Origin of the sequence: Nocardiopsis sp. FIRDI 009, from assembly GCF_003386285.1 — a bacterium.
Classification (GTDB): Bacteria; Actinomycetota; Actinomycetes; order Streptosporangiales; family Streptosporangiaceae; genus Nocardiopsis.
This window is the reverse complement of record NZ_QPNC01000024.1, coordinates 24,060-50,854: the sequence shown is the minus strand read 5'-3', so window position 1 is coordinate 50,854 and position 26,795 is coordinate 24,060. Positions and strand designations below refer to the sequence as shown.

26 protein-coding genes, 1 tRNA gene and 1 other RNA gene are annotated in these 26,795 nt (G+C 72.4%); 11 read left to right on the top strand and 17 right to left on the bottom strand.

Going from position 1 to position 26,795, the window contains the following annotated elements; genetic code table 11:
* Positions 1–181 precede the first annotated feature (181 nt).
* Positions 182–871 carry a response regulator transcription factor gene (locus DVR05_RS20355; RefSeq protein WP_255423100.1) on the top strand — a complete coding sequence of 230 codons (690 nt, stop codon included), beginning with the start codon at positions 182–184 and terminating at the stop codon, positions 869–871.
* Here the strand turns inward: DVR05_RS20355 and DVR05_RS20350 are convergent.
* The 8 genes from DVR05_RS20350 to DVR05_RS20320 form a co-directional block, all read right to left on the bottom strand.
* Positions 852–2,639, bottom strand: a complete 1,788-nt coding sequence (locus DVR05_RS20350) for an ABC transporter ATP-binding protein (RefSeq protein ID WP_116247501.1) — start codon at positions 2,637–2,639, stop codon at positions 852–854. The two genes, DVR05_RS20355 and DVR05_RS20350, sit on opposite strands and share 20 nt — an antisense overlap.
* Positions 2,629–4,380: an ABC transporter ATP-binding protein gene (locus DVR05_RS20345; RefSeq protein WP_116247500.1), complete on the bottom strand. Its 1,752-nt coding sequence runs from the start codon at positions 4,378–4,380 to the stop codon at positions 2,629–2,631. Before DVR05_RS20345 ends, DVR05_RS20350 begins: the two co-directional genes overlap by 11 nt.
* A 72-nt stretch (positions 4,381–4,452) precedes the next feature.
* Positions 4,453–4,623, bottom strand: coding sequence for a hypothetical protein (locus tag DVR05_RS26715; protein ID WP_157982487.1), 171 nt, complete (start codon positions 4,621–4,623; stop codon positions 4,453–4,455).
* Positions 4,624–4,671: 48 nt separating this feature from the next.
* Positions 4,672–4,800: a SapB/AmfS family lanthipeptide gene (locus tag DVR05_RS20340; protein WP_116247499.1), complete on the bottom strand. Its 129-nt coding sequence runs from the start codon at positions 4,798–4,800 to the stop codon at positions 4,672–4,674.
* 86 nt (positions 4,801–4,886) lie between these two features.
* Positions 4,887–5,012, bottom strand: coding sequence for a SapB/AmfS family lanthipeptide (locus tag DVR05_RS20335; RefSeq protein ID WP_116247498.1), 126 nt, complete (start codon positions 5,010–5,012; stop codon positions 4,887–4,889).
* 373 nt (positions 5,013–5,385) lie between these two features.
* Positions 5,386–5,508 carry a SapB/AmfS family lanthipeptide gene (locus DVR05_RS20330; protein ID WP_116247497.1) on the bottom strand — a complete coding sequence of 41 codons (123 nt, stop codon included), beginning with the start codon at positions 5,506–5,508 and terminating at the stop codon, positions 5,386–5,388.
* Between the two features lie 102 nt (positions 5,509–5,610).
* Complete coding sequence (gene lanKC, locus DVR05_RS20325) at positions 5,611–8,211, bottom strand: class III lanthionine synthetase LanKC (RefSeq protein WP_116247496.1); 2,601 nt, start codon at positions 8,209–8,211, stop codon at positions 5,611–5,613.
* Between the two features lie 278 nt (positions 8,212–8,489).
* Positions 8,490–9,749, bottom strand: a complete 1,260-nt coding sequence (locus DVR05_RS20320; protein ID WP_198659261.1) for a sensor histidine kinase — start codon at positions 9,747–9,749, stop codon at positions 8,490–8,492.
* Here DVR05_RS20320 and DVR05_RS27985 point away from each other — a divergent pair.
* Together DVR05_RS27985 and DVR05_RS20310 are read left to right on the top strand one after the other, a co-directional pair.
* Positions 9,717–10,286 carry a metalloregulator ArsR/SmtB family transcription factor gene (locus DVR05_RS27985; RefSeq protein ID WP_116247628.1) on the top strand — a complete coding sequence of 190 codons (570 nt, stop codon included), beginning with the start codon at positions 9,717–9,719 and terminating at the stop codon, positions 10,284–10,286. The two genes, DVR05_RS20320 and DVR05_RS27985, sit on opposite strands and share 33 nt — an antisense overlap.
* On the top strand, positions 10,270–10,995 hold the full coding sequence (locus tag DVR05_RS20310) for a hypothetical protein (protein ID WP_116247494.1): 726 nt from the start codon (positions 10,270–10,272) through the stop codon (positions 10,993–10,995). The genes DVR05_RS27985 and DVR05_RS20310 overlap by 17 nt, the downstream gene beginning before the upstream one ends.
* A gap of 87 nt (positions 10,996–11,082) precedes the next feature.
* On the opposite strand, the gene DVR05_RS20305 is transcribed toward DVR05_RS20310, so the two are convergent.
* From DVR05_RS20305 to DVR05_RS20290, 4 genes are all read right to left on the bottom strand, one after another.
* Positions 11,083–11,649: a PadR family transcriptional regulator gene (locus DVR05_RS20305; RefSeq protein WP_116247493.1), complete on the bottom strand. Its 567-nt coding sequence runs from the start codon at positions 11,647–11,649 to the stop codon at positions 11,083–11,085.
* Between the two features lie 20 nt (positions 11,650–11,669).
* On the bottom strand, positions 11,670–13,685 hold the full coding sequence (locus DVR05_RS20300) for an NADPH-dependent 2,4-dienoyl-CoA reductase (RefSeq protein WP_116247492.1): 2,016 nt from the start codon (positions 13,683–13,685) through the stop codon (positions 11,670–11,672).
* Between the two features lie 116 nt (positions 13,686–13,801).
* Positions 13,802–14,728 (bottom strand): PaaX family transcriptional regulator C-terminal domain-containing protein, encoded by a 927-nt coding sequence (locus DVR05_RS20295; RefSeq protein ID WP_116247491.1) that lies wholly within the window; start codon positions 14,726–14,728, stop codon positions 13,802–13,804.
* Positions 14,725–15,381, bottom strand: a complete 657-nt coding sequence (locus DVR05_RS20290) for a GNAT family N-acetyltransferase (RefSeq protein WP_116247490.1) — start codon at positions 15,379–15,381, stop codon at positions 14,725–14,727. The genes DVR05_RS20295 and DVR05_RS20290 overlap by 4 nt, the downstream gene beginning before the upstream one ends.
* A 109-nt stretch (positions 15,382–15,490) precedes the next feature.
* Between DVR05_RS20290 and DVR05_RS20285 the strand changes: the two genes are divergently transcribed.
* Together DVR05_RS20285 and DVR05_RS20280 are read left to right on the top strand one after the other, a co-directional pair.
* Positions 15,491–16,540 carry an alpha/beta hydrolase family protein gene (locus tag DVR05_RS20285; RefSeq protein ID WP_369974561.1) on the top strand — a complete coding sequence of 350 codons (1,050 nt, stop codon included), beginning with the start codon at positions 15,491–15,493 and terminating at the stop codon, positions 16,538–16,540.
* Complete coding sequence (locus DVR05_RS20280; RefSeq protein WP_116247489.1) at positions 16,537–17,754, top strand: DUF418 domain-containing protein; 1,218 nt, start codon at positions 16,537–16,539, stop codon at positions 17,752–17,754. The genes DVR05_RS20285 and DVR05_RS20280 overlap by 4 nt, the downstream gene beginning before the upstream one ends.
* A gap of 44 nt (positions 17,755–17,798) precedes the next feature.
* Here the strand turns inward: DVR05_RS20280 and DVR05_RS20275 are convergent, their stop codons facing one another.
* Entirely contained in the window at positions 17,799–18,167 is a 369-nt protein-coding gene (locus tag DVR05_RS20275; RefSeq protein ID WP_116247488.1) for a maleylpyruvate isomerase N-terminal domain-containing protein, read from the bottom strand.
* A 203-nt stretch (positions 18,168–18,370) separates the two neighbouring features.
* On the opposite strand from DVR05_RS20275, the gene DVR05_RS20270 reads away from it, so the two are divergent.
* Complete coding sequence (locus tag DVR05_RS20270; protein WP_116247487.1) at positions 18,371–18,757, top strand: DUF1304 domain-containing protein; 387 nt, start codon at positions 18,371–18,373, stop codon at positions 18,755–18,757.
* A gap of 210 nt (positions 18,758–18,967) precedes the next feature.
* On the opposite strand, the gene DVR05_RS20265 is transcribed toward DVR05_RS20270, so the two are convergent.
* Together DVR05_RS20265 and DVR05_RS20260 are read right to left on the bottom strand one after the other, a co-directional pair.
* Positions 18,968–19,055: transfer RNA gene (locus tag DVR05_RS20265), tRNA-Ser, on the bottom strand.
* 93 nt (positions 19,056–19,148) lie between these two features.
* The gene (locus DVR05_RS20260) at positions 19,149–20,495 is read right to left on the bottom strand and encodes a DUF2252 domain-containing protein (protein ID WP_116247486.1); all 1,347 of its coding nucleotides are present in this window, start codon (positions 20,493–20,495) and stop codon (positions 19,149–19,151) included.
* Positions 20,496–20,595: 100 nt separating this feature from the next.
* Here DVR05_RS20260 and ffs point away from each other — a divergent pair.
* An RNA gene (gene ffs, locus DVR05_RS20255) (signal recognition particle sRNA small type) lies at positions 20,596–20,691 on the top strand.
* 105 nt (positions 20,692–20,796) lie between these two features.
* Positions 20,797–22,944: a DNA polymerase III subunit gamma and tau gene (locus tag DVR05_RS20250; RefSeq protein WP_116247485.1), complete on the top strand. Its 2,148-nt coding sequence runs from the start codon at positions 20,797–20,799 to the stop codon at positions 22,942–22,944.
* 45 nt (positions 22,945–22,989) lie between these two features.
* On the opposite strand, the gene DVR05_RS20245 is transcribed toward DVR05_RS20250, so the two are convergent.
* A complete protein-coding gene (locus tag DVR05_RS20245) occupies positions 22,990–23,607 on the bottom strand; it encodes a TetR/AcrR family transcriptional regulator (RefSeq protein WP_116247484.1) in 618 nt (205 codons plus the stop codon).
* A 115-nt stretch (positions 23,608–23,722) separates the two neighbouring features.
* On the opposite strand from DVR05_RS20245, the gene DVR05_RS20240 reads away from it, so the two are divergent.
* Positions 23,723–23,920: a DUF6243 family protein gene (locus DVR05_RS20240; RefSeq protein WP_116247483.1), complete on the top strand. Its 198-nt coding sequence runs from the start codon at positions 23,723–23,725 to the stop codon at positions 23,918–23,920.
* A 91-nt stretch (positions 23,921–24,011) separates the two neighbouring features.
* On the opposite strand, the gene DVR05_RS20235 is transcribed toward DVR05_RS20240, so the two are convergent.
* Positions 24,012–25,157, bottom strand: a complete 1,146-nt coding sequence (locus DVR05_RS20235) for a methyltransferase domain-containing protein (protein ID WP_116247482.1) — start codon at positions 25,155–25,157, stop codon at positions 24,012–24,014.
* Between the two features lie 519 nt (positions 25,158–25,676).
* Between DVR05_RS20235 and DVR05_RS20230 the strand changes: the two genes are divergently transcribed.
* Together DVR05_RS20230 and recR are read left to right on the top strand one after the other, a co-directional pair.
* Positions 25,677–26,024 (top strand): YbaB/EbfC family nucleoid-associated protein, encoded by a 348-nt coding sequence (locus DVR05_RS20230; protein ID WP_116247481.1) that lies wholly within the window; start codon positions 25,677–25,679, stop codon positions 26,022–26,024.
* Between the two features lie 123 nt (positions 26,025–26,147).
* Positions 26,148–26,747: a recombination mediator RecR gene (gene recR, locus DVR05_RS20225; protein WP_116247480.1), complete on the top strand. Its 600-nt coding sequence runs from the start codon at positions 26,148–26,150 to the stop codon at positions 26,745–26,747.
* The last annotated feature ends 48 nt before the right edge of the window (positions 26,748–26,795 follow it).

The following is a 26,795-nucleotide window of genomic DNA, read 5'->3' as shown; positions in this document are numbered from 1 at the left end:
GATCATGTGTCTGCGGCACACCCGGCCAGCGCCGCCATGACGGGAGGCATGCCGCTCCCACTGCCCAGCAGGGGATACGCGGTGAGACGGGAGCTAGAATGCACGCGAAATCGGCGCGTTCCATTCGGCGGATGACACCCGTAGGGCCGGCGCCCGTACACCGTTGTGAAACGAGGTTCGTGTGGTTGACGAAACGTCGCCGATTCGGGTTCTGATCGTCGATGACCAGGTCCTCATGCGGGAAGGTCTGCGCAAACTCCTGGAGATCGAACCCGGAATCGTGGTCGAGGGAACGGCGGCCGACGGCCGGGAGGCGCTGGACTCCCTGACGTCCTTCCCGCGGACGGAGGCGGACATCGTCCTGGCCGACGCGCGGATGCCCGTCATGGACGGGGTGACGTTGATCGAGCGGCTGCGCGACGCGCGCCCCGAGCTGCCCGTGGTGGTTCTGACCACCTTCGACGAGGACGAACTGGTCCTCGGGGCGCTGCGGTCGGGGGCGAAGGGCTACCTGCTCAAGGACACCCCGCCGGACCAGCTGGTGGACGCGGTGCGCAGGGCGGCACGAGGCGAGACGGTTCTGGGCAACTCCGCCGCGGAGCGGCTCGTCGCCGCTCTGCGCGAGTCGCCGGCCGAGGACGGCGACGAGGCGCGGGAGTCCGGGACCGGGGGCGCCGAGGAGGGCCTGTTGTCGCAGCGCGAGGAGGAGGTGGCCAGGTTGGTGGGCGACGGTGCCAGCAACCGCGAGATCGCCCGCAGGCTGTTCATCTCGGAGGGGACGGCCAGGAACCACGTGACGAACATCCTGCGCAAGCTGCAACTGCGCGACCGGACCAGGCTGGCGCTGTGGGTCAACCGACAGGGCGGGTGACCCCGGCCTCCCAGCGCCCCACCAGGTCGGCGTACAGGCCGGACACGGACAGCAGCTCCTCGTGGGTGCCCACGAGCGGGCGCGCGCCGTCCAACAGGAGCAGGGTGTCGGCCCGGCGCGCCGAATCGATCCGGTGCGCGATGACGATCAGGGTTCCGCCGCGTTCGCGGAAGGCGGTCTCGGCGCGCGCCTCGTCGGAGGCCGCCAGGTGGCACGTCGCCTCGTCCAGGATCACCAACGGCGCGGGGGAGACGTAGGCGCGGGCGAGGGCGATGAGCTGCTTCTCCCCGGCGGACAGAGCGCCGGGCTCGACTATGGAGTCCAGTCCGCCGAGCCGTGCGGCGAGCTCCCGCGCGCCCACCGCGGTCAGGGCCGAGTCCAACCGGTCGTCCGGGGAGTCCGGGCGCAGGTAGCCGACGTTCTCGCGCAGTGTTCCGGTGAACACGTAGGCCTCCTGGGGCAGCAGGCACACCAGGTCCGTGCGCCGGACGCCCGACGCTGCGGGGTCCGCGCCCCCCACGTGCAGCCGACCCCGGTCCGGCCTGGCCAGCCCCGCCAGCAGGAGCGCCAAGGTCGACTTGCCGATACCGCTGGGTCCGATGACGGCCAGGTGCGCGCCGTGGGGCAGGTCCAGGCACAGATCGTCGAGCACGGGCCGGCTCCTCGCCCCGTAGGCGAAGGTGACGTTCTCGACGGTCACGGAGGCACCGGACTCCCGGCCGCCGGGTGCGGTGGACGGCACCCCCTCCGGACCGTCCCCGCGGGACCGGCCGGGTTCGGGGCAGGTGTCCGCCAGCCGCCGCAGGGTCACGACCAGGGTCAGACCGGATCCCCCGAGGACCTCGGTGAGCAGCCGCATCACCGGCTCGATGTTGCCGGCCAGGTAGCTCACCGCTCCCACCACGACCCCGGCCGTCAGCCCGCCCGAGCCGCCGATGAGCAGCGGTGCCGCTGCCAGCACGCACAGGACGGGCACGTGGGAGCCGAGCGAGGTGAGCGCGCCGCGGACGGCCACGGCCCTGGCCAGCGCCAGGTCGGCCGACCGCTCCGCCAGAACGTCACGGCCCACCGCCTCGGCCACGGGTTCCCACGAGCGCGTCGCGGTGATGTCGCGGCCCCCCGTGAGCGCCTCCCCGACGGAGTGGGCGACCACCTCGTTGGCGATGACGGTCGCGTACCTGCGGCGCACCAGCACCCTCAGGAGCGCCACGAAGAGCACGGCGGCCACCAGTACCGGCGGCAGGGCCACGGCCAGGACCGACGGAGCCAGGGCGAGGAGACCGGCCGTGGTGGCGACGAGGGTGAAGACGAACCTCCGGGCGCCGCTGAGGAGCGTTCCGGTCGTCCGCCGCACCTCCTCCACCTGCTCGGTGATGCGGGCCACCTTCGCGCTGTCGGGGACGCCGTGCGCGGACTCCTCGCTCCGGACCGCAGCAGCGACCACCACGCGGAGCAGGTCGTCGCGGAGCGGTTCGACCACGGTGCCCGTCGCCGACAGGGTGAACCGCGCGGCGGCGGCACCGATGACGTGCACCGCGAACAGGGCGGACAGCCACAGCAGACCCGTTCGGAAGCTCCCCGCGAGGAAACCGTCGTCGATCGCCCTGGCGATGAGGAGTCCGGACAGGGCCATGGGCAGCGCCTCCGCGCACGACCACGCGCCCAGCCGCAGGAGCGCCCTCCGCTGTCGCGCCAGCGACCGGAGCATGAGCGGCCACCCCGGCCGCCCGGGTGTCGGACGCGCGGCGCCGCCCCGGCTAGACCGCATGGTGCACCTCCTCGATGTCCCGGTTCGGCTCGGCGTCGGTGTCCGTGGGGGAGCCGTCCCGGGTGTAGCCGAAGAGTTCCCGGTAGCCGGGGACGCCGAGGAGTTCGGTGTGCGGAGCGAACCCGCGTACGCGCCCGGCCTCCAGCCACAGCACCAGGTCGGCTCGGGCCGCCCGGGACATGCGGTGGACGAGGACGATCCGGGTGCGGTCGGCCAGGGCCTCGTCGAGCACGGAGGTGATCTCGTGCTCGGTGACGCTGTCGAGGCTGGACGTGGCCTCGTCCAGGATCAGCAGCCGTCCCCCGTGCGCCATCGCCCTGGCCAGCCCCAGCCGCTGCAGCTCGCCGCCGGACATGGGCGCCTCCCGCGGGGGCGTGTCGTACCCCCGGGGCAGGCGGCGGACGAAGCCGTCGGCGCGGGCCCGGCGCGCGGCCTCGACCACATCGGGCAGGCCGAGGTCCCCGTTGCCCAGACGGATGCCGTCGGCGATGGAGCGTCCCAGGTGGGCGGGGCGTTCGAAGGCCCACCCCACGGCCGCGCGCAGGGCGTGGGGGGAGAGTTCGGGCAGGGGTACGCCGTCGAGTTCGACGCTTCCGGCGTCCGGGTCACGGAGCCGTCCGGCCAGGGCGCCCAGCAGGGTCTTGCCCGAGCCGGAGCGGCCGACGACCGCCACCACCGCGCCGCCGGGGATCTCCAGGTCCACGTCGGACAGCCACGGCCCGTCCGGTCCCTCGACCCGGACACCGCGGAACCGTACGGCTCCCGGGCCGGGCGGGAGTTCGCGCTCTCCGTACCGCATCACGGGTTCGCGTTCGAGTTCCAGGAGCCGCTGCGCGCCCGCTCGGGCCTGCGCCAACCCCATGAAGACCGACACCTGCTCGAAGATGCCGAGGGCGAGGAGGGTGTAGCCGGAGGCGGCGAGCAGGCTCCCCGGGCTGATACCGCCCCCCGCCAGCACGTACCCCGAGGTCGCCAGCACGAGGATCTGCATGGCGGGGGCGAGGAGACCCGTCTGCCAGCTCACCTTCGCCTGCATGTCCCACATCTCCTCGCCCGCCGAGCGGAGTTCGGGCAGGGGTCGCAGGACGCGCTCCGTCTCCCGGGTCTCCCCGCCGGCCGCACGCACGGACCGGATTCCGGACAGGACCTCCAGCAGGAGGCCGGAGATCCGGCCCTGTGCCGCGAGCTGGCGGTCGAGGACGGGGGTGACCCTCCCCACGAAGACCTTCATGAGCGCGAACGCCACCGGGACACCCACGAGGAAGGCGCCGGCGACCAGCGGATCGACGAGCCACAGCGCGACCAGTGCGCCCACCGAGACCGTGAGCGAGGACAGGAACCGGCCGGGCAGTGGGACCACCGACGCGGCCACCGCCGTCGCGGACGTGATCCGCATGGTCAGGTCCCCGGTGGAGAACCGCTCCCGCCGCGCGGCGCTCAGCCGCAGCAGGTGGCCGAGGAACCGGCGGCGCAGTTCCACGGTGGCGTCGGCGACGCACAGCGGGGCCATCAGCTGGGTGCCCACGTTGGTGAGGACGACGAGGAGGACCGCCGCGCCGAGCCACCACATGGCCCCGGTCCCCTCTCCGACGATGCGCGCGTCGACGGCGTCGGCGATCGCGGAGGGGATCAGCAGCGCTCCGGCGGACCCGGCCAGGGTGAGGAGGGTGAGGCCGAGATTGCGGCCCGGGCTCGCCCGGAGGGCGTGCAGCAGCAGGCGGTCGGCTGATCGGTCGGTCACGGAGGCGGCTCCCCGGGTGGTTCTGCGGGAACGGGCGGGGCGGTCCGCGCCCGGGGCGCGGACCGCCGTCGATCAGGCGCAGGCGACGACGCTGATCGTGCTACCGGTGGCGCACCCGGCGGCGCTGGCGGTGCTCGCCACGCACACGCTGAGGCTGGCCGTGCTGATGATGGTGCTGGCGGCGTCGGCCTGCGCGCGGTCGTTGTAGCCGACCTGCGCCTGGAGGTCGAGGACGAATCCCATGGGGTTTCCTTTCCGGGGTGGACGGGGATGTGATCGGTTTCGGGGTCGTCAGCAGAGGGCGACGCTGGCGGTGGAGAAGCAGCCGAAGCTGCTGATGGTGCTGCCCGGGCTCCAGCTCGCGGGGGCGTCGCCGGACGCGGCGGAGTCCATGGACTGCAGGTCGAGGACGTAGGACATGGTCTTCCTCTCTGTCGGGGGGTGTCCGGGGGCCGGACGGGGTCCCGGGGCGGGGGCGGTGGCCGGGCGCCCGCCCCGGGGAGCGGTCAGCACCAGAAGAAGCTGGTGCCGCTCTGGCAGGCGAAGACGCTCTCGGTGCTGAGGGGGCCGAGCCCCTCCTCACCGGTCGCGTTGTCGCTGTCCAGGCTCTGCAGGTTCAGTACGAAGGACATGTGCCTTCCTCTCCTTGCCGTGGGCGACGGTGTCAGCAGGCGGCGATGCTGGCGTTGCTGAAGCACCCGAACCAGCTCCAGGTGCTGGGCTTGAGCTGGGCCTGGGAACCGAGACGGTCGGGCATCGCCTGCAGGTCGAGGACGAAGGACATCGGGTCTCCTTGGGTCGGGATGTGGCGGCGACCGCGTGGGGCACGGGGCGCCGGCCGGTCACGGAGTGGGGGCGGGTACGACCGTCCCCTCACCTCCTGGGGCCTGTTCCCGGAACGGCCACCCGGGGGTGCCGTTCGGCTGCCCGAACACGGTGGGCACCGCGCCGCGGACGTCCGTCGAGGGCGCCGGCGGGCGTGGTCGAGGCCCCGGAGCACACCGCCTAGCAGGCGATGACCGACGTGCTGCTCAGGCAGAAGATGGGGCTGACGGTGCTCGGCCCCATGGCTTCCACCTCGTTCGCGGCGTCCACCCGCACGGACTGCAGGTCGAGGACGAAGGACATGGCTTTCCTCCTTTCCGTTCTCGGTGTGGGCCGCCTCCGGGTGAGGCGGGTCGATCGGCCTGCCGCTCCGTCGGCCGTTCCCCGGACGGCCGGAGGGAGGCGTCAGTGCCGGGTCAGGAAGGGCAGCATCGGCTGGCGGTCGTCCTTCACCGCCGCGAGGGCGAGGAGGATCCCCGCGCTGCCGGTGCCCAGGTCCATGGACAGGCGCATCAGCTGGTCCCCGGGGAAGGCGACGTTCCCGCGCAGGCCGACCATGTGGCGTCGCAGGTGGTCCCGCTGGGATCGCACGGCGTGCGCCAGGTCGGGGTCGGGCCGGCAGGGATCGCTCAGGTGGGCGAGGAAGGCCATCTGGCCCGCGGTGCCGTGGAAGAGGATCGGGCAGACGCAGAACTCGGGTTCGGCCGCTCTGCGGATGCGCGCCAGCGCCGTCGCGAACTCGGGGTTCTCCCGGTGGCGCAGGTATTCGGTGATGACGACGCCGATCCCCGCCGACCCCGTGCCGACGTAGGGCATGCTGCGCCAACCCTCGTTCGACAGGAGGGTGTCGTCCTCCTCCGAGTGGATGCAGGTCTCCAGGTCGTGCTCGATGGCGAGGGCGGCGTTGTCCAGGTGCGCCTGATCGCCGGTCGCGTCGTAGAGCCGCAGGGAGAGCAGTGCGTGACCCGAGGCGCCGTACAGGAGACCGGCTCTGCGGTGCCTTCCCTGCTCGTCGATCAGCGGCGGCGGGTCCTGCCGCAGCCGGTCGGCGATCGTCTCGGCGTCGCGCTCGGCCTGACGCAGCAGATCGCGGTCGCCGAGGCGGTCGGCGAAGTGCAGGCGGTTGAGGGCCACACCGCTCAGCCCGCCGAAGAGTTCGTGGGACATGGCGACGTTCCCGTCGGCCTGCGCCATGTCCAGGACCTCCTCGGCCTCCGCGCGCCGGCCCAAGTGGTCGAGCGCGTAGGCGATGCCGTGCAGGCCGTCGTAGAAACCGAGCCGGTGCGGGCCCCTGTGTTCGCGGACCCGCCGCATCAGCCAGTCCTCGTGCTCGGGTCGTGTGCCCTGGCCCGCGACCGACATCGCGTACAGCACGCCCGCGGCTCCGTAGGCCATGCCGAGGCCGCCGAAGTCGAACTGGCCCACGTCGCCGGGGAAGAGCCGGTCGGTCCGCTGCGGTGTGGCGCTCGCCCAGACGGCGCGGCCCACCGAGTCCTCCAGAGCCGACCAGTCGGGTCGGCGTTCCTTCCCCCCGACGATGAGTTCGTGGCTGCGCCGCATCTCCGCCGGTGTGCCCGCCCACCCGGACGGGCCGAGGTCGAGGTCGGCGAGAACGGCCCCGCCCCACCCCTCGGGCACGGGGAAACGCTGTTCCACCTCTTCCACCAGCCGCTCCGCGCTGTGGCCGTCCAGGGTGAGCAGGACGGTCACGGGGAGGAACATCGCGAGCTTGATGCAGGCCAGCGCGTAGCGGTCGGCGGCGACGGCGCCCCGTTCGTCGGGTGGGATGAAGCCGGGCGCGCCCATGCCGATCCGCTGTTCGCTGTCGGTGTAGGTGGAGATCTCGAAGTCGACCAGGCAGACCCTGCCGTCCTCACGCAGGAGCACGTTGTTGGGGTGCAGGTCGCCGAAGGCGATGCCCGCCCGGTGCAGTCCCGACACCGCGTCCTCGACCTGTGCGGTCACGTCCAGGGCCCAGGAGGTGTACTCCGCGAGCGCGGCCTCGTTCTGGTGCGGTCTGATCAGCGGCAGGCGGGCCACCATCTCCTTGTTGAGCGTGGTGCCCTCGACGTACTCCTGGACCAGGAAGTGGTGCTCCCACAGTTCGAAGTAGTCGTGGACGTCGACCACCGTCTCGACGTCGGCGAGTCGCTTCAGGAAGTCGTACTCGCGCTTGAGCCGGGTGACCGCGTCCCGGCCGATCTGGTCCAGACCGGCATGGGGACGCGCCTCCTTGAGGACCACTTTGGGCCCGTCGGGGTCGTCGACCCGGGTGGCCAGGTAGATGCCCCCGCCGTTGGAGAAGTGCAGGGCGGAGTCGATGGTGTAGGGGAACCCGTCCGGGGGCGTGCTCCGTGAGCGCTCCTCGACCGCGGGGCGCAGGAACTCGGGGACGGTGACCCAGTCAGGGCAGGTGAAGACGGGGTCGCGCCGGTCCGGGACGAGGTCGCCGTCCGGCGTCTCGATCGCGGGGACGGGTTCGCCGAGTTCGTTGCGGGTGTGGCGTTCGGCGAAGCCGCCGTAGCGGACGTAGAGGGGGCCCTCCTTCCACCGCAGGTCGCTCAGGATGTAGGCCCCGCCGAGTCCGCTGAGCGGCCCCTCCAGGTCCTCCAGGATCCGCTGGAGCTGCGTGTCGTCGGCCGGGTAGACGGTGATGAACTTCCCGCTGCCTCCTCGGTCGGCGTACTTCAGGTTCCGGGAGATGAGTGCGGACTCGCCGACCAGGAACTTGAACGGGATGCCGTGTGCGAAGCAGTACTCGGACGTGATGTCGAGGACTTTCTGCGCGGATTCACGATTGGCCGAGACATGGACCTTCCAGCCCTGATCGCGGAGCGCCGAATCCTTCCGCAGAAAGTTGAACCAAGGGCCTCTGACCGCGGTGACCCAACCTTCGGGAACCGGTATGGAGGACTGATGGTAACCGCCGCGATCGGCGTTCCATCGGTTCGGCTCGTCGTAGAAGAGTCTGTCCGCCAGACAGTACTCGAAATATCTGAGCTTCATCGTCCGCCCTGGTGGTCGGGGGTCCTGTTGGCCGAGCGTCACTCTAGGGGGATTTGTCGTTCTCGGTCAATTGAATTAATCGGGGGCGAAAGTCCACATCAGGCCAGCCGTCCCCCTTGTGGGCGGGCGTTGTTTCTGCCATTCATTATTGTTCGTGAATCATGAAAATATCCATTCGTGCACGGCCCGTCACACGGCGCTCGTCCGCGAGGCCACACGGTCGGGAGCCGGGGCGCGCGCCCCGGCGTCGGGGGCCGCGCCGACACGTGCCCGGGCGGTCAGGAGGCGTCCGGCGGGCGGGCCGGGAAGCGGGCGAGCAACCGTACGCCGCCCGCCGCTCCCCTGCCCTCGACCCGCAGGTGCCCGCCGACCGCGTCGATCCGTTCCCGCAGCCCGCGTAGCCCGTTGCCCGCGTCGAGCGCCTCGGGGTCCGCCCCCACGCCGTTGTCGCCGACCTCCAGCTCGATGCCGTCGGAGCAGCGGACCCGCACGAGCACCCGGTCCGCCCTGGAGTGGCGCAGGGCGTTGGTCAGGGCCTCCTGGAGCGTCCGATAGCAGGAGAGCTCGACCTCGTCGCCCGTGTCCGGCCACTCCCCCTCCTGGGTGAAGCGGATGTCGATGTCCGGTCCGGCCAGCGACTCGGCCAGCGACCGCATGGCCTCCACGCCCGCCCGGCCCTCCAACTTCAGCGGACGCAGCGCACGGACCCAGCGTCTGGTGTCCCGCAGCGCCTCCCGGGCGAGATCCTGCGCGCTGCGCACCTCCGTCCACGCGTCCTCGGGCCGCAGCAGGCGGAAGCGCTGCGCGTTGGACAGCGACAGGTTGATCACCGTGAGGTAGTGCCCGACGGAGTCGTGCATCTCGCGGGCCATGCGGGTGCGCTCCGCGGTGACGGTCAACTCACCTATGCGGTCGGCGTTGCGGCGGAGTTCGGTGTGCGCCCGTTCCAGTTCCCCCATCAGCCGTTCCCGTTCGATGGCGCCCTGACGGGCCTGCATGAGGGCGAGGAAGACGATGAGGATGGTCAGGGACTGGAAGGCGACGAGCGCCATGCTCAGCAGGGCGGCGACGGGGCTCTGCCCGGGGCTGAAGACGACCGTGACGAAGGCGGAGAGCGCCACGGTGGCGATGTAGGCGACGGCGGTCGGGGTGCCGAAGACCAGGACGGCGTTGCAGATGGCGAGCATCATCAGCACGAACGACGGGAAGCCGCCCCACAGCAGGAAGTAGAGCGTTCCGACGTAGAAGAGGAGCGCCGCCCCCCGAGCCCCCGCTCCCGCGCGCGTCGACCACGGGACCCGGAACCAGAGCACGGCGAGCACCACCACCACCGCGAAGCCGGAGATCCGCAACGACGTCCCGGCCTCGTTCGAGAGGCGGCTGAACTGCCCGGCCTCCTCGTACAGCGCCGGGGGCACCGCATTGAACAGGAGAAACCACACCATCGCGCCCCAGAAGAAGAGCGAGAGGGCCCGGGGCGCGCGTTCACCGTCGAAACCGAGCCAATGCGCGGACACGCTTTTTCTGCCGTCGGCCATGTCCCACAACATAACCGGGACGGACGGCGCGGCCCGGGGCCGGTGCGCATCGCGCGCCCCGTCCATGACATCAGGCATACGCGGGCGTTCGGCGGCCCGTGCACGATCGTGCCAGCAGGGGGATGTGCGACCGTCCGGCCGCTTCCTAGGATGCGGGAAAAGCGTTCAGCGGGAGAGGGACTCATGTCTCAGGAAGCGTTCTACCCTGCGGTTTCCCATCCTTCTCGGCGTAAGCTCCTCAAGCTTCTCCAAGAGGAACCGAACATGACCGCGAGTGCCATTTCCGAGCACCTGGGGATCAACAAACCGACGCTGTCGGCGCACCTGCGCACGCTGCGTGAGGCCGGCCTCGTCGTGCCCACCAGGGCCGGGGTGCGCATTCACTATCGCGTGGACAAGGGGGCCCTCATGGAGGGGGTGAACGGAGTCCTGGACCTGGCGGGGCTGGGTGGTCTGCCGTCCGTGCGCAACGGTCGGACCCCCGGGGAGGACGCGGACCCGGAGACGAGGAGGGACCTTCGTGGCACGGCCGTCTGAGGGGCGCCACCGTTCCCTGCCCACGATCGGCCTGGGTTGCACGCTGGTGTGTCTGGTGGCGATGGCCGCGATCACCTGGGCGGCCTGGGACCTGTTGCCCGCGATGGTGACCACGCGGGAGGCGTCCGATCCGCGCGGGGCGATACGGGTGCCGCGCGCGCTGTTCGTGAGCCTGGCGCCCGTCGCCGCCGTGCTGGTGTCCGCTCTGGTGGTCGCGGCCGCCCCCCTCGACCGGGCCATCGAACGGAGGCTGGGGCTTCAGGTCGGCGGGGACGCGCGTGCCAGGGCCCGCAACCTCGACGCCGTCCTCGCGGTGATGGGGGTGCTCTTCCTCGTCGTGCACTGCCTGGTCGTCATCGTGGGCACCGGGGAGTCGTTCCCGGTCCTGCCCACGGTGGGGATCAGCGTCGGCGTGCTGCTCGCGATCATGGGCGTGCTCACGTCCTCGGCCGCGCGCTCGTGGTCGACGCCCGCGGACCCCGGCGTCCGGGCGTGGGCCGGGGCGTGGCGGCGGGTGCAGCCCCTGGCCGGGCGGACCATGATCGTCTCGGGTCTCCTCCTCGCCCTGGTCGCGCCCGCCGTGTTCGTGCTGCTCCCCGGAACCCTCACCGGCATGCTCGTGACGGCGGTCGCGACGGTGGCGGCGACCCTGCTCCCCTTCGGGGTCGCCCTGGCCGCGATGGTCGCCTCGGGGCGGCGGCCCGACTGAACGGCGCGGTCCCCGCCCCCGCCCCGGGACGGGGACCGCCCGTGTGGGACCCGGGCCGGAGCGGGGCGGTCACGGGCGCCCACCGGGTCATGCCCGCGGCCGGCGCTCCCCGGCGGCGCCCCCGAGCCCCTCCAGTTCGCCGATCGCCTCGTCCAGCCAGGCGACCCAGAAGGTCTCCATGTCGATTCCGGCCCTGAGCACGAGGCGCTGCACGCGGTCCTGCTCCGTGCCCCGCTCCCGGGCGGCGTCGCGCTTCTCGATCCCCCGGTACTCCTCCAACTGGGCGGCGTGCAGGGCACGGTGGCGGCGCAGCTCCCCCACGAGGCCCCCGATACCCACGACCCCCGCCGCGCGCAGCCGCAGCGGCAGGGGGTCGCGGAGCGGTCGGGGATCCTCCGACTCGCCCACCCAGCGCTCCAGCTCGGTGCGGCCGGTCGGCAGCACCTCGTAGGCCTTCCTCTTGCCCCGGGCGGGGGTGTCGGACGGCAGCTCCCTGATGAGCCCCGCCTTCTCCAGCTTCCCCAGCTCGCGGTAGATCTGCTGGTGGGTCGCGGACCAGAAGTAGCCGATCGACCGGTCGAACCGGCGGGTCAGCTCCAGCCCGGAGGACGGTTTCTCCAGCAGGGCGGTGAGGATCGCGTGGGGCAGGGACATGAGCGCATTCTAGGTTCGGCTCACAGGGCGGCGGCCAGCTCCGTGCCCTGCTTGATGGCGCGCTTGGCGTCCAGTTCGGCGGCCACGTCGGCGCCCCCGATCAGGTGCGCCTCGCGTCCGGCGGCGGCCAGTTCGTCGGCGAGGTCGCGGCACGGGTCCTGGCCCGCGCACACCACCACGGTGTCCACGTCGAGCACGCGGTGCTCACCGTCGACGGTCAGGTGGAGGCCGTCGTCGTCGACGCGGTCGTAGGTGGCGCCCGCGATCATCTCCACGCCCCGGTGGCGCAGTTCCAGGCGGTGGATCCAACCGGTGGTCTTGCCCAGTCCGGCGCCGACCTTGCTGGTCTTGCGCTGGATCAGGTGGACGGTGCGCGGCGGGGTGGGCCGCTTCGGCTCGGTGAGTCCGCCCGGGGTGGTGTGGCCGGTGTCCACGCCCCACTGCCGGAAGAACTCGTCGGAGTCCAGGCTGGCCTGCTCGCCGCCGTCGGTGAGGAATTCCGCGACGTCGAAGCCGATGCCGCCCGCGCCGATGATCGCGACACGCTCGCCGACGGCGGCGCCGCCCCGCAGGACGTCGACGTAGCTGACCACCTTCGGGTGGTCCACGCCGGGGATCTGGGGGGTGCGGGGCGTGACGCCGGTGGCGAGGACGACCTCGTCGTAACCGTCGAGGTCGGCTGCGCTGACGCGGGTCTTGAGGCGCACGTCCACGCCGTGCCTGTCGAGCTGGACGCGGTAGTAGCGGAGGGTCTCGTCGAACTCCTCCTTGCCGGGCACCCGGCGGGCCATGTTGAGCTGGCCGCCGATCTCGTCGGCCGCGTCGAAGAGGGTGACGGTGTGCCCGCGTTCGGCGGCGGAGACGGAGAAGGCGAGACCGGCGGGTCCGGCGCCGACCACGGCCACGTTCTTGCGGGTGCGGGTGGGGGAGAGGACGAGTTCGGTCTCGTGGCAGGCGCGGGGGTTCACGAGGCAGGAGGTGATCTTGAGGCTGAAGGTGTGGTCCAGGCAGGCCTGGTTGCAGCCGATGCAGGTGTTGATCTCCTCGGGGGCGCCCGCCTCGGCCTTGCTGACGAACTCGGGGTCGGCCAGGAGGGGGCGGGCGAGGGAGACCATGTCCGCGTGGCCCTCGGCGAGGATCTCCTCGGCGACGGCGGGGGTGTTGATCCGGTTGACGGCGACCAGGGGGACGGACACCTCGCCCATGAGCTTGCGGGTCACCCAGCTGTAGGCGCCGCGCGGGACGGAGGTGGCGATGGTGGGGATGCGCGCCTCGTGCCAGCCGATGCCGGTGTTGATGATGGTCGCGCCCGCCTCCTCGATCGCCTTGGCGAGCCGGACGACCTCGTCGAACGTGGATCCGCCGGGGACGAGGTCGAGCATGGACAGGCGGTAGACGACGATGAAGTCGGGGCCGACGCGCTCGCGGACGCGGCGCACGATCTCCACGGGGAAGCGCATGCGGTTCTCGTAGGAGCCGCCCCACCGGTCCTCGCGTCTGTTGGTGGCGGACGCGATGAACTGGTTGATGAGGTAGCCCTCGGAGCCCATCACCTCGACGCCGTCGTACCCGGCTCTCCTGGCGAGCTCGGCGGTCCGGGCGAAGTCGTCGATGGTGCGCTCGACGTCGGCGTCGGTCAGCGCGCGCGGGGTGAAGGGACTGATGGGCGCCTGGATCGCGCTGGGCGCGACGGAGTTCTCGCTGAACGCGTAGCGGCCGGTGTGCAGGATCTGCATGGCGATCCGACCGCCCTCGCGGTGGACGGCGTCGGTGATCACCCGGTGCTCGTCGGACTCGGCCTCGGTGGTGAGCTTGGCGGCGCCCTCGAAGGTGACGCCCTCCTCGTTGGGCGCGATGCCGCCGGTGACGATCAGGCCGACACCGCCGCGGGCGCGCTCGGCGTAGAAGGCGGCCATCCGTTCGAAGCCGCCCGGGACCTCCTCCAGGCCCACGTGCATGGATCCCATGATCACGCGGTTGGGCAGGGTGGTGAAGCCCAGGTCCAGTGGTTCCAGCAGGTGCGGGTACTCGCTCATGTGGTCTCCTCGCGCGGTGCTTCGCGGGTCGGTGTCCGGCCGACCCGAACCACATTATGCAACAAGTTGCAAAATAAAGGGAGACAGCCCCCGCCGGAGCGCGGATGCGGCGGGGATCAGCCGGGGCGGTGCTCGCCGCCGTTCGGTTCGGGGTCGTCCATCACACCCTCGTACAGGGAGAACAGGCGCGGCCCGGAGGGGGAGGCGCCGTCCGCGGAGTCGGCCTCGGCGAGTTCGGACCAGCAGGCCGCGGCGAGGCGGCGTGCCTTGGTGCCCTCCCAGGGCTGGGGGAGCAGCTCCGGCGGCAGGAGGGGGTCGGGCTCCATGGCCTCGGTGAAGGCCGCGGCCAGACGCACGGCCATGGTCAGCCGCTCGGGTCCGGTGAGCGGCTCCGCCGCGTCGATCCGGTCGAGGCAGGCGCCGGCGAGGCGGGCCAGACGGGAGTGCCGCTTTGCGATCTCGTCGAGCGGCCACAGGGCGGCGGCCAGGGCGGTCGGGTCGGTGAGGCCCCCGACGCACAGGTCGTCGCTGGTGAGGTGGGTGAGCGAACCGGAGAGGCCCAGTTCGCGGGCGCGGATCTCGACGAGCGGCGTGATCGGGTTCGCGCAGACGTAGAGGCCGCCCTGGAGGGGGGCGGCGCCGAGGTACAGGAGGGTGTCGCGCAGGGCGTCCCGGGCGGTCCTGCGGGACTCGGACACGGCGAAGGCGAAGAGGTGCCAGGTGCCGTTCCAGGGGGCGAGCCCGTGGTCCTGGCGGTAGGCGTGGCGGACGAGGTCGACGTCGGGGGCGACGGCCCCCGACGCGTCGGGGGTGGCGCGGAGCAGGGCCTTGCGCCCCCGGCCCTCGTGGGTGAACCGGCCCTCCTTCACGAGGCGTTTGACGCAGAGCCGGACCTGTTGGTCGGTCATGCCGAGCAGCCCGGCGACCGAGTAGAGATCGCCCGCGTCGACGGTGCCGTCCTCGCGCACGAGGGCGTGGACGAGCAGGCGGGTCGGGATCGGGGGCCAGGAGGCGTCCTCCGGTGTGGCGGCCGTCGGGTTCATCGTGCGGTCCTGTCGGTCGTGGCGGCGGTCGGTGTGACGGGCCGGTGCATGGTGGTGACGGCCCCGAAGCCCATGATGCGGCGCAGGTACGGGGTGCGTTCGGTGTGGACGGCGCGGAAGCCATGCCGTTCGTACAGGGCTCGGGCGCGCGGGTTGACGTCGACGACGTCGAGCCGGACGCGGTGGCGGGCGTGTTCGGCGGCCACGCCCGCCACCGCGCGCAGGAGCAGGCCGCCGACGCCCCTTCCGCGGTGCCGGGGGTCGACGGCGATGCCGTCCATCACCAGTTCGCCGGGCTCGGGGCGGCGTTCCATCAGCGCGAGGAGGGCCAGGCGCGGCAGTCCGCGCAGCGGTCCGTAGGCGGACAGCACGTCGTCCGCGCCGCCGCCGACCAGCCCGCGGCCGTCGAGCTGGTATCCGGCCACCCCCACCACCTCGCCGTCGATGACGGCCACGATCCCCCGGTCGTGGTTCAGGTGGTCCGCGAGGAAGGACCGGGCCCTGTCGGGCGGGTTCAGGGCGGCCCCGAGCTTGCGTCCGAACGCCTCCCAGTACAACGCGGCCACCCGGTCCTCATCCCCGTCGGGAACCCCGCGGCGCACCCGTACGCCGCCGGGGGAGGCCGGTTCGCCCTTCCGCGTCGCCGTGTCCATCGCCGTCCCCTCGCTTCGGTCGGATGTACTGCCGGGCTTGCACTATCAATCCCAATACTATCATCATGAAAACGTTCGTTTTGAGTTTGATACTTCTTGGAGGTGTGGCATGCGGCAACGGAACGCGCCGCCCCGGCGGCGTTTACCGGTGTGGGCGACGGCACTCGTGCTGCTGGTGGGAGTGGGACTGGGCACTGTCGTGACGTGGCAGAACACCTACGCTCTGCGGGAGGAGCGCGTCACGGTGCGGCATGAGGGCCGGGAGCTCGACGGTGTGCTCGCCCTGCCGGAATCGGGTGAGGGGCCGTTCGGTCTCGTCGTCTTCGTGCACGGGGACGGGCCCGTCGACGCCACGCACGACACCTTCTACCGGCCGCTCTGGGAGGCGTTCTCGCGCGCCGGATACGCGTCGCTCTCGCTGAGCAAGCCCGGAGTCGGCGGTTCCGAGGGCGACTGGCTGGACCAGAGCATGGACGACCGCGCGGAGGAGACCCTCGCCGCCGTGGCCTGGGGGCGTGCGCGCCCGGACATCGACGACCACCGGGTCGGGCTGTGGGGGGCCAGCCAGGCCGGATGGGTACTGCCCAAGGTCGCGGCGCGGGACGGCGCCCTCCGGTTCGTCATCGCCGTCTCCCCGGCCGTGGACTGGCTGCGGCAGGGGCGCTACAACCTGATGGCGGAGCTGCGGGAGAGGGGCGCGACGCCGGAGGAGACACGGGAGGCGCTGCGCCGCCGGGAGACGACCCTGCGCCTGCTCCGGGAGGGGGCCGACTTCGAGCGGTACCGGGACGCGGTCGGCGGTCCCCAGACCATGACCGCCGAGCGGTGGCGGTTCGTGAGCCGGAACTTCCGTTCCGACGCGAGCGCCGACCTGCGCTCCATGAGCGGCACACCCACCCTGCTGGTCCTCGCCGGTCACGACCTGAACGTCGACGTCGCGGACACGGAGGCCACCTACCGACGGCTGCTGCCGCCCGACAGTCTGACCGTCCGGCACTACCCGGACGCCGCCCACTCCCTGGTCAGGAGCGACCTCGACGGGGAGCCGGTCCCCCTCACGCTGACCGCGCTCCTGGCCCCGCGCCAGTTGTTCGCTCCCGGCTTCCTCGACGACCAGCGCCGGTTCCTCGAGCGGGTGTCCGGCGGGGAGGCGACATGACCACCGCGTCCGACGTCCGCCGAGACCACGCGTCCGGTCGGCTCCCCCAGATCGACACGCTGCGCGGATTCGCGCTGCTGGGCATCCTGCTCGTCAACATCGGCTACCTGGCCTCCGCCTACCACGGCAGCGGGGTGGAGGACCCCGCCTTCCGCGCCCCGCCGGACCACGGGGTCCGCGCGTTCGTGGCGGTGTTCCTCGAGGCCAAGTTCTTCCTCCTGTTCTCCTTCCTGTTCGGCTACAGCTTCACGCTGCAACTGGCCTCCGCCGAGCGGCGCGGGGTCGGCTTCGTCCCCCGGTTCCTCCGGCGCCTGGGCGGCCTGTTCGTCCTCGGGGCCGCGCACGCGGTGCTGCTCTTCCCCGGCGACATCCTCACCACCTACGCGGTGCTCGGCCTCGTCCTCCTCGCCGCCCGACACCTCCGCCCCCGAACGGCGGTGTCCGCCGCCGTCGTGATCCTGGCCGTCGTCGGGGCCGCGTACGCCCTGCTCGCCCTCGCCCTCCACGCGGCGGGCGGAGCCGGAGTGGAACCGGGCACCGCTTCGGCGGCGGAGGTGGCCGCCGAGGCGCTGCGCGGCGACCCCGCGTCGGTCGTCTCCGCCCACCTGCGGCAACTCCCCGACGTACTGTTCCTGCTCGTCTTCTTCCAGGCACCCTCCGCGCTGGCCGCGTTCCTCCTCGGTTTCGCCGCGGGGCGCCGCCGCGCCCTGGCGGACCCCCTCGCGCACGGGCGGACGCTCGTACGCCTGCAGTGGCTCGGCTTCACGGTGGGTCTGCTCGGCGGTCTCGTGTACGCCCACGCGTCCCTCACGGCCCCGGGCGGCGCCTACCAGGTCCTCGCGCTGGGGCTCGACGTGGTCACCGCCCCGCTGCTGGCCGCCGCCTACGCCGCGACCGTGCTGCGGCTGTCGTCGGGACGGTTCGGCCCGTGGCTGACCGCCGCGCTGGCGCCGCCCGGACGCATGGCGCTCACCCACTACCTGGGCCAGTCCCTCGTCTGCGCCCTGCTGTTCACCGGCTACGGGGCCGCCCTGGTCGGCCGGGTCTCCCCGCTGGGGACCGTCGCGATCGCCCTCGCCTTGTTCGCCGTCCAGGCCGCGATGAGCCGCTGGTGGCTGCGCCGACACCCCTACGGCCCCGTCGAATGGCTCCTTCGGGTGTGGACCGCCCTGGCGCGGCAGCCGTTCCGCCGCCGTGCCACCGCTTCGGAGTGATCCGTCCGGGACGGCGGACGGGGCGCCCCGGCCCCTCGGGTCGGTCAGCGACCTCCGTCGCCCCGGGCCGCCCGGCCGGTCGAGACAGCGAGACAGACGGCACGCCCGGTGAGGGTCATGAGCAGGGCCTGGAGGGGACCGCGCACCTCGGTTCCCTCCCCCACCGCCCAGTCCGTGTCCTCGGCGGTGAGCCGCAGCCCCCGCATCCGCTCACTCGCCAGGAACGGGAAACCGATCGCCCAGACCTGGTCGGCGGCGGTCCGGGCGGCCACGTCGCGAACCCGCCATCCCGCGCAGGGCGAGGGGATGTCCCACCGCTCCTCGCCCACCCCGTCGGACAGATCGGCGATGCCGCGCCGCTCGGCCTCGATGAACCGCCCGTAGTCCTCGTGTTCCCTCGTGCTCCCCCGCACCGTGGTGACGACGAGAGCACGTCAGCCCCTCCAATCGGTCAGGGACGCCGGAGGCCGTCAGGGACGGGGGTGATCGGGCAAGGCGGGAGAAAGGCGGCCCCGAGCCGGTGGGCCGAGAGCACGCGCGAGGCCGTGGCCACCGCGGGCGGCGTCCTTCGGGCAGACCGGGAGCGGACGCCCACCGAGGGGCCTAGGATCCCTCCATGATCATCATCGGCCTGGCGTTCGCCGTCCTGAGCGCTCTCATCCACGTGTACATCTTCGTTCTGGAGTCGGTCCTGTGGACCTCTCCGCGTGGGCGCGCCGTGTTCGGCACGACGGAGGAGGGGGCCCGGGCGACGCGCGAACTCGCGTTCAACCAGGGGTTCTACAACCTGTTCCTCGCGGTGACGGTGTTCGCGGGTACCGCGTTGGCCCTCGCTGGCGTCTTCGAGGCCGGGGCCGCCCTGGTCTACGCGGGGGCGGGGTCGATGGTCCTGGCCGGAACCGTGCTCGCGGCCACCTCCCGGGACAAGCTGCGGCCCGCGCTGATCCAGCTCGCCCCGCCTCTGGTCGGTGTGGTGCTGCTGACGGCCGGGATCCTCGTGTGAGGACCGCTGGAGACCGGCGTCGACGCGGGAGGCGGGGCGGGCTCCTCGGACCACGCGCCATGACTCCCGTGGGGAGCCGGGTGCGCCTGTAGCGCCGAAGCGTGTCGACCGGCTCCGTCCGGTGACGGGTCACCGTACGTGCCGGGCACCTCCGAGTGGCGGTACGAGAAGAGGCCCTGACCCGCGTCGCCGCGGATCAGAGCCTCTGTCTGGCGGAGGATAGGGGATTTGAACCCCTGAGGGATTGCTCCCAACACGATTTCCAATCGTGCGCCCTAGGCCACTAGGCGAATCCTCCGCGAACAACTCTACATGCTGTCAGGGTGTGGTCCGAACAGGTTTCTCCACGGTCGTCCGGTAGGGCGCGGGGCCCGTTCAGCGGCTTCCGGAGTCAGGCCCGACTCGACCGGACGCCGCTGACGGCGTTGTTGCGGAAGGCGTCGACGAACAGGGAGTGGTCGGCCCGCGCCTGGGCGGCGTAGGCGTGCGCGAAGTCCGTGCACCACGCGGCGAACTCCTCCTCGCGGCCGTCGAGCACCGCCATGAGGGCCTCCTCGGTCTCGCCGCTCACCAGGGTGGTGTCCGCGTGGGAGTCGGACACGCAGTGCGCCTTCGCGGTCGCGCGGCCCAGGTAGTCCAGCACGGGGCCGATCTGCGAGGGCTCGGTGAGACCGCCCCAGTCGAGGTCGTTGGTGTAGGGCGAGATCTCACTCACCACGAAGCCCGCGCCGTCGAGTTCGGTGTGGCCCAGCAGCGGATCGGCGTGTGCCTGGAGCGCGCGCTGGGACACGGCGGTGCGGTGCCCGTGGTGCTCGAAGGCGGCCATGATGCGCCGGTCGGTCACCACCCGGGACGGCGCGGCCACGTTACCCTGCTTCATGGACAGGACGATGTCGTTGTCCCACGCCTCCGACCGCCCCTCGATGAGCAGTGAGTAGGCGGGCAGCCCGGCGGAGCCGATGCCGAAGCCGCCGCTGCCCACGACGTCCTTGACCCGGTAGTTCAGGGAGGTGAACCGCAGGTCCTCGGGGATGGTGTCCAGGTAGGCGTCGTAGGCGGCGAGGACCCTGGCCCGCTCGTCGTCGGACAGGCGGCGCACGCGCGGCCCCTCGCGGAACCTGCGCTCGTACCCGCGGCGCTCGGTCCTGGCCGTCAGCATCGCGGCGCGGCTGTTGAGCCGCGCCTCCTGGAGCACGTCGTGCACCGTGCCGTCGGTGTTGTCCAGCTTGAGGGAGAACGCGGAGTCGCCGCCCTCGGTCGCGAACTCGCGGACCTGGTCGGTGTAGGCGCGGACGTAGCGCCCCACCAGTGCGCCGATGTCGTCGTCGGACAGGGCCTTCTGCCAGCCCAGCAGGCCGATGCTGGCCACGAGGCGCAGGACGTCCCAGGTGAAGTGGCCCAGGTAGGCCTCGTCGAAGTCGTTGACGTCGAAGACCAGGCGACCGGTCGAGTCCATGTAGGTCCCGAAGTTCTCCGCGTGCAGGTCGCCCTGGATCCACACCCGCGAGGTGCGGTCGTCGGCCCACGGGTCGGTCATGGCGGCGACGTCGGCGTAGAAGAGGGCGGCGCTGCCCCGGTAGAAGGCGAACGGGTTGGCGGCCATCTTGCGGAACTTGACCCGGAACGCCGCCGGGTCGGCGGCCATCAGGTCGGAGAAGGCGGTCTCCAGGGTGTCGACGATGAGGTCGCGGCGCTCCTGGGAGTGATCGGTGGGGGCTGTGGGGTCGAACATGTCCATGAAGACGTCCGGAAAGTCCGGAGGGTTCCGTGTCCTGGCCGTTTCCGGGGCGCGGCGGTCACGGGTTGCCGGGGCACTCGGGGGTTCGGATACACTCGGAGCAGACCCCTCGTGCGGCGTCATCCTATGAACCTCCCCAGGGCCGGAAGGCAGCAAGGATAAGTAGGCTCTGGCGGGTGCGCGGGGGGTCCTTGTCTTTCCCGGGTCCGGACGAGCCCCCCGGTTTCCACGATCCCGTCCGAGTTGTCGCCGCGTGCGGGTTGAATGGACCCGTGGCAGGGACCAGGGGAGTGATCACACCGTGAGCATCGCGCTGTACCGCAAGTACCGTCCGGCGACGTTCGGTGAGGTGCGCGGACAGGAGCACGTGACCGATCCGCTGCGCCAGGCGCTGCGCAGCGGCCGGATCAACCACGCCTACCTCTTCAGCGGCCCGCGCGGCTGCGGGAAGACGACCAGCGCCCGCATCCTGGCCCGCTCCCTGAACTGCGCGGAGGGCCCCACCCCCGACCCGTGCGGAACGTGCGACTCCTGTGCGGCCCTCGCCCCCGACGGCGGCGGCAGCATCGACGTCATCGAGATCGACGCCGCCTCCCACGGTGGTGTCGACGACGCCCGCGACCTGCGTGAACGCGCCTTCTTCGCCCCGGTCAGCTCGCGCTACAAGATCTACATCATCGACGAGGCGCACATGGTGACCCGCGAGGGTTTCAACGCGCTGCTCAAACTCGTCGAGGAGCCCCCGCCGCACCTGAAGTTCGTGTTCGCCACGACCGAGCCCGAGAAGGTCATCGGGACGATCCGGTCGCGCACCCACCACTACCCCTTCCGGCTCATCCCGCCCAGCACACTCAAGGACCTGTTCGAGGACCTGCTCAAGGAGGAGGGCATCCCCTACGATCCGGCCGCGCTGCCGCTGGTCGTGCGGGCCGGCGCCGGTTCCGCCCGGGACGGCCTCTCCGTGCTCGACCAGCTCATCGCCGGTTCGGGGGAGGAGGGCATCACCCGGGAGGGCGCCGTGTCCCTGCTCGGGTACACGGACTCCAGTCTGCTCGGCGACATGGTCGACGCGCTCGGCGCCCGCGACGGGGCGGCGGTCTTCTCGCTCATCGACCGCGTGGTCGAGGGCGGTCACGACCCCCGCCGCTTCACGACGGACCTGCTGGAGCGCTTCCGTGACCTGGTCGTCCTGGCGGCCGTCCCGGACGCCCTGGACAAGGGGCTGGTCAACGCCGACCCCGAGGCGGCCGAGCGGATGAGGGAGCAGGCCGCCCGGCTGGGCCCGGCCGAGCTCACCCGGGCCGCCGAGATCCTCAACCAGGGGCTCACCGACATGCGCGGCGCGACCGCCCCGCGCCTGCTGCTGGAGCTCATGTGCTCGCGGGTCCTGCTTCCGGGGACCGACGGAGCCGACGGCTCCGCCCTGTTGGCCCGCCTGGAGCAGATGGAGCGCCGGGTCGCCTCGGGGGCCGTGGCGCCCGCCGCACCGCAGGCCGCTCCGGTGGCCCAGGCGGCCCCGGCCCCGGCGACGCCGCAGGGCGCCCCGGAACCGGCGCCCGCTCGGCCCGCACCCCAGCCCGATCCGGCCCCCCGGAACTCCCCGGCCCCGGTGGGCCCGGAGCGACCGGGCGCGCCCGAACCCGCTTCCGGCGCCACGGGGGAGTCCGGCGGATGGTCCGAACCGCCGCGTCGGTCCGCTCCCGACCCCGCGCCGCGCCCCGCGTCCGCTCCGCCGGGTTCCGGCGGAGCACTCGACCTGGGCCGTATCCAGGGAGCCTGGGGGCAGATCCTGGAGGCGGTCAAGGGCCGCCGCAGGTTCACGTGGATGGTCCTGACCGGGAGTGACGTCCGCCCGGTCGGGGTGGAGGGCAACACCGTTCTGCTGGCCTTCAACCGACCGAACGAGGCCAAGGGGTTCGCCAACAGCGGCAGCGACCAGGTGGTCGCCGCCGCGGTCCAGCAGGTCCTCGGCGTCGAGGTGCGTGTGGCGGCGGCCGGTTCGGGGCCGGGCGCCCCGTCCGCACGGCGTCCGGAGCCCGCGCCCCGTCCGGTCGAACCCACCGGCTGGGACCCGCCCGCGCCGCAGCCCGCCCAGCCCGCTCCAGTGGAGGACTCCGCACCCCGGGAGCCCGCTCCCGCGCCCGAGCCGACCGCTCCGGCCGGTCCGCCGCCGGACAGGATCGTCACCGGCCTCCAGGAGCCGCCGCCGGACCCGTTCGAGGACGCGTCGGCCGCGCCGCCGCCCGAGTCCGTGCCCGCCTCCCCGGAACCCGAGCGGCGGCCGGAGCCGGCGCCCGCACGACAGCGGACCGACCGTCCCGCGGCGGGCGGTTCGGGGTCGGCCGGCGGGTCCTCGTCGGCGCCGTCCGGGAGCGGCGCCGCACTCATCGAGACCGAGCTCGGCGGTCGCGTCATCGACGAGATCGAGCACGAGGCGCCCGCGGAGTAGCCCGCTTCCTCGACGGGCGCCTTCGGCGCGGTGCCTCCGGCTCCGTCAGCGCGGGCGGAGAGCGCGTAGCGCGGCGGTCAGGAGTTCGTCCACGTAGGCGTGGGTGAGCGGCGCGGTGCGCATCAGCCACCGTCGTGTGATCGGCCCGGTGACCAGCTCCAGTGCGAGGTCCAGGTCGACGTCCGGGGCGAGCTGTCCGACGTCGCGCGCGGCGCGCAGCCGTTCCCGGAACGCCTCGTCGTTGGGTCGCGTCAGCCGTTCGGCGACGGCCTCGGCGAGTTCGGGGTCGTGCTGGATCTCGGCGGTGAACGCTCGGGCGACCCGGTCGGTCCCGGGGTCGGTGAACTCGTCGACCGTGGCGTACAGGACCGCGCGGAGGTCCTCGACCAGGTCGCCCGTGTCCGGAAGCGGGGTGCCGGGGGTGCTCGTCCGCCGTTCGAAGACGTCGAGGACCACGGCCGCCTTGGAGGGCCACCAGCGGTAGATGGTCTGCTTGCCGACCCTCGCCCTGGCGGCGATCGCCTCCATCGTCAGCTTCGCGTAGCCGACCTCGCCGACGAGTTCGGCGGCGGCGTCGAGGACGGCGCGGTGCGCGCGTTCACTGCGGCGCTGGGGGTCGGGTGCCCGCCTCTCCCTGGGTTGTTCGTCCGTGGGTGTGTTCATGCCTTCACGGTAGGGGGAGAAAAGAACGAGACGTCTCGTCTTGTTTTGGTTACGCTCCTGTGGACCGACCACGGAGGCGGGACCCCTCGTTCCGCCGTGAGGAAGAGGAGGCCCCATGGCCAGGAACAGCGACAACCTTCTCGGGTTGGGCGGCCAGCGCGCCACGGTCTCGCGCGGGGCGCTGAAGGGCGGTGGCAAGGGCGGTCCGAGCGGACCCAGCGCCGACGCCCGCCAGCACCGGGACGAACTCCTGCGCAAGCTACGGGAGAAGAACGAGAGGGCGAGGTCCGAGGAGGACGGGCACCAGGGGTGACCGAGGGGGCCGTCGGCCCGGGGCCGCGCGGGCCGACGCGGACGGCCCGCCGGTCCCGTGCGGTCCCCGGCCCCGCCGGGAACCCGGCCGGTCACACGGTCCATCCGGGCCCGTCGGGGGAGTCCAGCCACACCCGGTGGCCGCCCTCGGCGTCCACCGACAGCCCGAAGCGCTCCGGTTCCGGCCGGTCCAGCCGCTCCCACTCCGCCAGCGCGTCCTCGAACTCGTCCCAGATGCTCCTCGGGCCGCCCTGCTCGATCATCCACGACGTGCCGTAGGGGTAGACGCGCACCCACGACTCCCCCGACCGGTCGCACACCCACACGCCCGACCCCGTGCCGATCCACCTCCGCCGGACCCGCCAGTCGGGCACCAGGACGGACAGCGCGAACGCCGAGGTGAACGCCGTGAGCGGGGCCAGGGGGTCGGTCTGGGTGAGCCGGTACTCGTCCGGCTGCTGCCCCGAGTCCCGCACCGGGGGCGCGGCGGGTTCCGGGGTCCGCAGGGACACGAACCCCACCCCTCCGTGGAAGGTCCCGGTCGCGGTCCCGTCCTCGGCGCACTCCACGCGGATGATCACGCCGGCGCCCTCCAGCAGCCCCCAGGGGCAGACGAGCAGTCCGCCCGCCCGGGTCTGCCGCGTCCAGGCGGGGGGCAGGCGGCGGACCCCGCAGGTGGAGATGATCCGGTCGTAGGGGGCGTCGGGCGGCCAGCCCTCGTATCCGTCGGCGTGCTGGATGGCCGGGGAGTAGCCCTCGGAGCGCAGCGTCCCGCGCGCGACCGCCGCCACGTGCGAGTCGATCTCCACGCTGGTGACCGCGGAGTCGCCCAGACGGTGGGCGAGCAGCGCCGTGTTCCACCCGGTCCCGGTTCCGATCTCCAGCACGTGCTGACCGTTGGCGAGGTCGGCCAGCTCCAGCATCCGCGCCAGGACCGTCGGCGCGGAGCTGGAGGAGGTGGCCGACCTCGGCCCCCGGCCCGCCTCGCTCCGCTGCCTGGGCAGGCCGACCCCTTCGACCCGGGTGCCGATCGCGTCGTCGGTGTAGACGGCGGCGAGCCACAGTTCGGGGTTGTTGACGGCGCTGAGCGGGGTGCCGTGGTGGGTCAGGGCGCCGGACTCCGGGATGTAGCGGTGCCGGGGAACGGCGCGGAAGGTGTCGATGAGCGCGGGATCGGTCAGTGTGCCGTCCGCGATCATCGCCTCGATCAGAGCCGCGTGGCGCTCCCTGGCGGTCAACACGTCGTCCCCCGTGACTGTCGGTGATGCCGTCGGTGTCGTCGGGACACCAACGGGACGTTTGTGCCCCGCAGGACACTTCTTCAACCGACAGTGACGCCAAGGCTACTCTTCGCCTCGGATCTGTCCTGGTCACGACCGCCGTTCACCGCGCCGCGGGTGGTCGGCGCGGCCGTGCGGACCGGGTGCGCGGTGGGCTTCGGCCCCTGGCCGGGCGCGTGGCGGCGGCCGCTGGCGGCATGCGCGCGCGGGGCGGGCCGGGGGCCGCGGCCGATGCCGGACTCCACTGCATATGGCGTGCGTCACATCACGGAGGGTGGGCCGATCACGGCCTCCGCCGACCGCCTCCAGCGCGTCCCCGCGGCGCCCGACGCCGCGACCGGCGGCCGTACCTGACGCTCGTCGGCGGGAGCGGCGGTGTCGGCGGGGACGACCGGTTAGTCTCGCAGCGAGAGTGACACGACAAGCGACACCCAGCACCACGAGTGCGGCGAGGAGACGGCCGTGAACCCTGGCGGAATGGACATGCAGGCCCTGCTCCAGCAGGCCCAGCAGATGCAGCAGCAGTTGGTCGAGGCCCAGCAGGCGCTCGACGAGGCCGAGGTCGAGGGGACCTCCGGCGGCGGCCTGGTCAAGGTCAAGCTGAACGGGCGCGGGCAGGTCGAGGACATCACCGTCGCCCCCGAGGCCGTGGACCCCGGCGACGCCGCGGAGACCGCGCAGACCGTCGCCGACCTGGTCCTGGCGGCCATCCGCGACGCCGAGTCCCAGGTCGAACGACTCCAGCAGGAGAAGATGGGCCCGCTCACTCAGGGCATGGGCGGGATGCCCGGTGGCGGCGGGATCCCCGGCCTGCCGGGTTTCTAGTTCCGGTGCGGACCGGACGGCGCGGGGCCTCGCCGTGTACGCGGCAGGCCGCCGCGCCGGATACGGTGGACGGGAGGGGTGACGGACCGCCCCGCAGTTTCGGTCCGACCGAGTGGGTAGGCGATGTACGAAGGCGCGGTGCAGAATCTGATCGACGAGCTCGGGCGGCTGCCCGGCGTCGGTCCGAAAAGCGCGCAGCGCATCGCCTTCCACGTCCTGTCCGCGGAGAACGCGGACGTCAAACGCCTCGTCGACGCGTTGACCGAGGTGAAGGAGAAGGTGCGCTTCTGCTCCGTGTGCGGCAACGTCGCCGAGGAGGAGCAGTGCCGTATCTGCCGTGACGCGCGCCGCGACGCCGCGGTCATCTGCGTCGTCGAGGAGTCCAAGGACGTCGTCGCCATCGAGCGCACCCGCGAGTTCCGCGGGCGCTACCACGTGCTGGGCGGCGCGATCAGCCCCATCGAGGGCGTCGGCCCCGACGACCTGCGCGTCAGGGAACTCATGACCCGTCTGGCGGACGGCCAGGTCACCGAGCTGATCCTGGCGACCGACCCCAACCTCGAAGGGGAGGCCACCGCGACCTACCTGGCGCGGTTGGTCAAACCGATGGGTCTGAAGGTGACTCGTCTGGCCAGTGGCCTGCCGGTCGGCGGCGACCTGGAATACGCCGACGAGGTGACGCTGGGACGCGCCTTCGAGGGCCGTCGCAGCCTGGAGTTCTAGCTCACACTCGGCCGTAATCTGTCCGAAACACGAGTAACCTCCGTTTCT